The organism is Halobaculum halobium, from assembly GCF_030127145.1.
GTDB classification, from domain to species: Archaea; Halobacteriota; Halobacteria; order Halobacteriales; family Haloferacaceae; genus Halobaculum; species Halobaculum halobium.
Map to the genome: position 1 here is coordinate 160,434 of NZ_CP126160.1, position 6,628 is coordinate 167,061.

The 6,628-nt window shown below is 60.0% G+C and carries 3 protein-coding genes and 3 pseudogenes; 3 read left to right on the forward strand and 3 right to left on the reverse strand.

Annotation, left to right across the window (positions count from 1 at the left end; genetic code table 11):
• Window positions 1-60: 60 nt before the first annotated feature.
• Window positions 61-1,008: an ArdC-like ssDNA-binding domain-containing protein gene (locus P0Y41_RS17775; protein WP_276278820.1), complete on the forward strand. Its 948-nt coding sequence runs from the start codon at window positions 61-63 to the stop codon at window positions 1,006-1,008.
• Window positions 1,009-1,098: 90 nt separating this feature from the next.
• Window positions 1,099-1,912, forward strand: a pseudogene (locus tag P0Y41_RS17780) (hypothetical protein).
• A gap of 13 nt (window positions 1,913-1,925) precedes the next feature.
• On the opposite strand, the gene P0Y41_RS17785 reads toward P0Y41_RS17780, so the two are convergent.
• On the reverse strand, window positions 1,926-2,729 hold the full coding sequence (locus P0Y41_RS17785; RefSeq protein ID WP_284063859.1) for a DUF6036 family nucleotidyltransferase: 804 nt from the start codon (window positions 2,727-2,729) through the stop codon (window positions 1,926-1,928).
• A pseudogene (locus tag P0Y41_RS17790) lies at window positions 2,726-3,650 on the reverse strand (helix-turn-helix transcriptional regulator). The gene P0Y41_RS17785 and the pseudogene P0Y41_RS17790 overlap by 4 nt, the downstream one beginning before the upstream one ends.
• A 138-nt stretch (window positions 3,651-3,788) precedes the next feature.
• On the opposite strand from P0Y41_RS17790, the gene P0Y41_RS17795 reads away from it, so the two are divergent.
• Complete coding sequence (locus tag P0Y41_RS17795; protein WP_284063860.1) at window positions 3,789-4,112, forward strand: DUF6788 family protein; 324 nt, start codon at window positions 3,789-3,791, stop codon at window positions 4,110-4,112.
• Between the two features lie 363 nt (window positions 4,113-4,475).
• Here the strand turns inward: P0Y41_RS17795 and P0Y41_RS17800 are convergent.
• Window positions 4,476-5,751 (reverse strand): annotated as a pseudogene (locus P0Y41_RS17800) (Cdc6/Cdc18 family protein).
• Window positions 5,752-6,628 lie beyond the last annotated feature (877 nt).

The window sequence follows — 6,628 nt, forward strand, 5'->3', positions numbered from 1 at the left end:
TGAGGGGTGCGGCGCGATCTGAACAAACGCAGTTGCCGTGAACTCGATTCGGTGAACACGATGTCCACGACCAGAGACTCGTCGGTCTCCTTCGAGGAGACCGACACGCGATCAGACGAGATGAACAGTACCATCGAACAGTGGATCGACGACCTCGTCGCCGGCGTCGACGACGCGCAGGCCAGCGACGAGTTCCAGGAGTGGCTCGACGTCCAGAGTCGCTTCCACGACTACTCCTACCGGAACACGCTCCTCATCAAGCGGCAGTATCCCGAAGCGAGCCGAGTGGCGGGCTACCGGACGTGGCAGGAGGAGTTCGACCGCCACGTTCAGGAGGGTGAGTCGGCCATCTGGATCTGGGCGCCGATCATCACCACTCAGTGCCCGGAGTGTGAGAATTCGCCGAGCTATCACGAGGATAGCGACTGTGACTACGATGAGACGTCGCCCGAGGAGTGGTCCGAGGGCCTGGTCGGGTTCAAGCCCGCGCCGGTGTTCGATGTCTCCCAGACCGAGGGCGAGCCGCTTCCCGACCTGGACACAGAAGCGACCGGCGACGCTGGCGATCTCGTCGAACAGTTGACTGACGCCGCTGATGACCTCGGCGTGACGGTGCGGATCGTTCCAGCCGAGGAGTGGACCCACGGCGAGGCGAAGGGCATCTGCGAGCAGCTGAGCCTCGTCGACGTTCAGCCGCTCGTCGAGGTGCGTGATCGGGAGAACGAGGCCGACCTCGCGCGGACGCTGATTCACGAGTACGCACACGCCCTGCTCCACTTCGATGTCGACGACGACACCGAGCGGGCGAAACGCGAAGTCGAGGCCGAAGCCGTTGCGTACGTCGTCGGGCGCTACTGCGGGCTCGACACGAGCGGGTCAGCGTTCTACCTCGCTGCGTGGGAGTCGGACGATCCCGAGATCGTTCGCGAGCGCCTCGGCCGGATTAGTCGAACGGCAGAAGAACTCATCGACGTTCTCGAGAGCGAATCCTCGTCCTCACTCAGTTAACCAACAGAGTGATGGATTCCTTCCGCTCTGTTGGTTAAGTTTTTCTGCGCCCGCCGAGGGGCGGAGGCGCATTCAGATCTCCGTCGAATGATGACTGAACCATATCTCACGACGGTCTTTGAGGAAGCCGAGAACGTTGCCGAGCAGCACGACCAAGTCGCTCGAACGACAGACAACCAAGCTCACGAGTACCTCCGATACACCGTCCTCCGGGTGCTTGAAGGCGAGGCGGACAACCTCCCAGCAGACTGGACGCCGATCAACGGCGTGACCGTCGGCTACGGGAGCGACGAGGCGATGTACGACAGCTGGAGCTCCAGCGAAGACTGGTGGGAGACCGTCCCGCCGCAGGAGGCGTGTACCCGCTTCCGGGTGTTCTTCCCGGACGACCACCAGACGGTTCCCCGCGACATCGTCGACGTGATGGCCGCGCTCGGGGCCTGGCGCGTCTGGACCGGGAGCGCAGCGGCGTGCGGCTCCTACGACCATCGCGAGCGCCGCGAGGTCCACTACCTGTGGCCGGGGCCATCCGGTGGAGGAACTGCTCCACGAGCGGCTCAGTGGCCCTGCGGAAGCCGTCGCTCCGGACGGTGGCCGAACGGGCGACGTTCGCGACCGACTGGTCGTCGACGAGAACGCACAGTCGAAGGACGATCTTGAGCCTCGCACGAGGCGTGCCGTCGGCGAAGCGATGGACGTCTCGCTCCTCTCGAAAGGTGGCTGCTACGAGGTGCAGTCCGCGTCCGGTAACAGGTACGAAGTCGACGTCATCGACGAATCGTGTACCTGTCCCGACTGGCAGCAGCGCTCACCCGAGGGCGGCTGCAAGCACCTTCGTCGCGTCGATCACGAGATCAAACGGGGCCGCGTTCCCCGCCCAGACGGCCGCCTTCCTTCCCCGTAGGGTAGCGATTGAGCTACTCCACAGGTCGGACCGTGTCGCCATCCCGACGGACTCGGTCGAACGTTGAGAGATACGCGATCCGGTCCTGAACCTCGTCGGTATCCAGCTCCAGTTCGGCGGCCAGTTCGTCGACGGTCATCGGTTCATCGAGTGCCTGGAGGACTTCGAGCCCCCGGTAGTACCTATTCGTGAGCTCCTGGACGCGGGCCTCGATCGGCGTGGTTACCCCGTACCGCTCCTCGAGTTCGACCAACGCCTCGTTCGCGAACGTGGCGAACTGATCATCTCCTAAGCGTTCGATTTGGGCTTCGAGTTCATCCCGGACGACGTCGTAATCGAGGCCGGCCTGCACGAGCATATTCATGTCCTCGATGTCGTCGTCGCGGCCTGCGATCGCCTTGAACAGGAAGATATCCTCGTTGCTAACCAGCCGGACCGTCAGTCGATCTGTGTCGAGGAACGGCTCACTGCGCTCTTGCATACCGTCGGTGAGCACGAGCTTGTTCGCGACCTGCTGGTTGAAGATATCGAGGCGACACCCATCGTCGTTCTCGACGCAGCTCGTCGCCCCCAGCGCCCGGTAATCTGGATCCAGCGATTGAACCTCCGCATACCCGAGGTCCATCAGGACGGCCCACAGCTGACCGTACGCGTCGCCATCTGGGACGACCAGGTCGATATCTTTCGTCGCCCCCTTGAGGTCGCGCAGCGACATCGCGCCACCACCGATCAGGTAGACCGTGAGCGGTTCAGATAGCCCGTCTCCGATTCGCTGGAATTCGTTCTCGATGTACTCACGTCCGAATGTTGGTCTCATGGTGGTAGTGGCACCTCGTAGTCAGCCGCCAACTCCTGGAACTCGTCCCACTCCGGGAGCCGGTCGTCGTCGACCTCGCCGTGCGTCTCGAGGTAGCGGAGCAAGGCGTCGATTTCGTCTTCGAGGCCATACTTCGCCGCCTGCTCTCGGAGATCCTCCTCGTCGACGTCGACGTGGCTGAGCAGGAGGAGACAGTACGAGCGGTGGCGGCTGCCGTCGTCGATCAGCAGCGTGTGACAGCAGAGCTCCGCCGGTGAGACTACGTCGAGGTCTTCGGAGTAGACGTAGTAGCGGTGCTCGGTGAGCAGGAACTGGAGGTCGAAGGCCGCGAATCGAGCGAGGCCGGTTTCGTGGAACGCCTCCGCGTCGATCTCCGTTTCGGCCTGTGCGAGGAATTCGTCGTAGTCCTCCCAGAGAATCGTGCCCTTCGGGGCGACGGCTTCGAGGCGTTGGCGATGCAGATGGTGTGCGAGTTCACGGGCGAACGCGTGTAGGCGGTCGAAGTCGGCGTTGAACTCGTAGCGGCCGTCGGCCGTCCCGACGAGACCACGGTCACGAAACCGCTTGAGGATACGGTTGACCGTGTTGCGGTAGTTGTCGCTCCGGTCGGCGATCTCGGAGACGGTTCGCGGCTGGTCGAGGTAGTACAGCACCTCGAGTGCCTTCCCGGTCAGCAGTTCGGGGAAGTCGATGTGGGAGTGCTGGCGGACGAGGTCCCGATAGAGTTCGACGGCGCGAGCATCCGACGGGGCGACTCGTTTTCGCCGGCCATCGCGTTCCGTGTAGACGAGCCCTTTCTCAACGAGGTCGGCGACGGCACGAGAGGTAGCTCTCGCTGTGGTCGAGTTTCGTCGCGAGTTCGGAGATCGTGTCGCCGCGGTCGACCGTGGCGAGGACCTCGAGTTCGATGCGCCGGAGCACGGTGTAACATAGTACGAAACTACTATATAAAGAAGTTTCGAGTAGTGTTACAGCCAGCGAGCACGCGAGCCGTCTCCACCGTCTTAACCAACAAAACTATGGATTCGTGGGTCATGTTGGTTAACACGAGAGTAGCTGATGTCCTACGAACCCCCGACCCCACCGGCGAACCTACCGACAGAGATCGTCAAGACGCTCAACGAGTCGGATCCGGAGCAACTCCGAGACGTTGCGACGTATGCTGAAGCGCTCGCCGAGCACAAGGAGCGAGAGGCCCGTCTCGAGGAGTCGGAAGATCAAGAAGAGGTTGAGGAGCGGCCAGACGATCTCCCGGACGACGTCCCGGCCAAAGCAACGATCACGATCAAGGAGATTAACGACAACCGCTACTACTACTGGCAGTGGCGAGAAGGCGAAAAAGTTCGTTCCCAGTATAAAGGCCCCGTCAGTCCCGACGAGTAGACGGTGGTGAACCGTAGCCGGAGGTTTGTCAAGCGCAATTAGTAGCGTAGCAGAGGACACCCCCCAGAGTGTGAATGGGTTCAACCCACCCCACACCCCTCAGTGTGAATGGGTCCGGTCAGTCCAAACAGGTAACACTCGGAGAGAAGATACCCACCCCACGTTTCCGTCGTAACTGGAGGTTGGTGGAGGGAACGCAGCCACGATCGAGGGGATCACACCCCCCACGTTTCCGTCGTTTCGTCACCCGGCCAAAGTCGATTATTGGGAGTAGAAGATGACCTCGGATCACCCACCCCACGTTTCCGACGTATCGAGAGATACACTCGTGATCAGGGGTGTGGTCAGCGACCGAAACGGGAGCTAGGCCAGGTCTTCCAGCCGGCTATCCCGGAGGACAGATTTCAGCACGATACCGGTGTCCTGAACCAGCCGGTGCTCGAGATAACTGCCTTCACCCCGGCCACCCCCGGTCCGAGTTGATTCAACGACGCCGAGGAACGCCTGCTCTTTCAACAGCTCATAGACGCGGTGCTCGCTGAGAGTCTTCGCATCGGCCTTCTCTGTCGTCGCTTGATACCGTTCGTAAATCCGGTTGGTAGAGAATCCATCCTCGTTCGGATTCTCTTCGGTGAGCAGCGCGAGCGAATAGAGGATGAATTTGACCTGGGTCGTCGATCCGCGTAGCAGCTCCTCGAACCGATCGATTTCAGCCCACTCCTGAGCATCACGAACGTGTTCCTCAACGACTGTGTCGACGTTTTCTCGTTCGGCAGTTCGCCGGCGTGACGAAGAATTTCGATGGCCTTTCTGGCGTCACCGTGTTCTTGAGCGGCAGTGCCGCCGTCAGCGGGATCACATCATCCGAGAGAACGCCATCGTGGAACGCGTCCCGTCGGTGCTTCATAATCTCGCGCAGCTGATTCGCATCGTAGGGCTGGAAGACGAACTCTTCCTCGCGAAGACTCGACTTGACGCGTTCGTTCAGCTGGTCGCGATACTCAATCTTGTTGCTGACTGCGATGACGCCCAGGTGGCAATCCGCTTTTCCCGATTCGCGAGCCCGCGAGAGCTGCATAAGAATATCATCGTCATCGAGTCGGTCCACCTCGTCGAGAATGATGATGACTGACTCGTAGGCAGTATCCAGAATCTCCCAGAGATAGTCGTAGTATTCACCGCTGCCAATCCCTGCGCGTGGAATATCGAAGTCAGTCTCGTCCGTCTCGTTGAGTGAACGAGTTACCGTCCTCGCGACGCGTGTCTGTGTGTTGTGCTGCGCGCAGTCGACGTAGACCGTGCCGACGGACACACCGTTCGACTCCGCGGCTCGGCGGGCTCGTTCTGTGACGTGACGGGCAACGAGCGACTTCCCGGTCCCCGTTTTGCCGTAAATAATCACGTTGTTGGGCGGATCGCCACGAACGATCGGCCTAAGTTCAGCAGCAACGGCCTTGATCTCGCCATCCCGGCCGACGATACGGCCGCTTTCAGGGACGTGGCCAACCTTCAGCAGTTCCTTTCGAGCGAAAATATTGGCCCGGTCGGGGTCGTCTTCATCAAAGTCAAAGAGGGGATCGTCGGCGGGATCCTCGTAGCGGCCGTCGAAGTCAGAGAGTTGGGACGGTTCCTCAGCCATCAATATCAGACATCGCGGATGGGACCTACTTAATGATTTGGCTACCTCGACCAGAGTGTAAATCGGGCTATGGTCGTCTTCTGATGTTTTGTCGCTGGCGTATCATCCTCACAAAGGGTCGAGTCGGTCCCGAGTGAAATCGGATTCCGAGCGTGAGTTACCGACGCAGACCGGCACCCCCAATCCAGAGTGAAAACGCCGGACTGGAGCGGGTTTGACACACCCCTGGTCAAGAGTGAATAGCCCGCCACCCGGTGAGCAAAGTACTTGGTTGAGACGACACCCCCGTCCAGAGTGTATCTCCCGAACCAGGTAATCAATCATTTCTATGAGAAGACACATCGGCACTGGGCGTCTGACGCACGGCAGACACCCCTCGTCCAGAGTGAAAGCGACGGTGTGACGAGCTGGAGTGGAGTGTGAGCCTCAAGTGATGGTGACGAGCGTTCATCGGCACCCCCAATCAAGAGTGAAGACGCAGGTCAGATCTCCAGCCGAAGCAAAGCAGGGTACAATCGGAACTGTCGGGATCGGGTGTCTTGATTCCGATTGACGAGGAAGATCGGGAGATACCAATCCCGATTTTGGCTTTGATGCCGCTTCGGTGGTTGGCGAATAGTCAGAATGGCGATTGTTCCTTCAACGTCTCATAATACACGGACGACAGAATCGAACCCCCACACCCCTCGTCCAGAGTGAAACGCTACGAGAGTCCCTCGGTTGATCCAGCAGAAACCACACGACGAGTCGGCTGGGAAGTATCGAAATCACAAGACGTGAGACGAGTATCCCTCGAACAGTAGTCGTCACACAGTCGAAGATCCTCCAAACATACCAACCTGCATAGTATTACCTAGAGGTTTTATTACTATCTACC

What these genes read in the sequence shown, in the direction of transcription:
- P0Y41_RS17775 (WP_276278820.1), top strand. Translation starts at nt 61, where the DNA reads ATGTCCACGACCAGAGACTCGTCGGTCTCCTTCGAGGAGACCGACACG.
- P0Y41_RS17785 (WP_284063859.1), bottom strand. Translation starts at nt 2,729, where the DNA reads ATGAGACCAACATTCGGACGTGAGTACATCGAGAACGAATTCCAGCGA.
- P0Y41_RS17795 (WP_284063860.1), top strand. Translation starts at nt 3,789, where the DNA reads ATGTCCTACGAACCCCCGACCCCACCGGCGAACCTACCGACAGAGATC.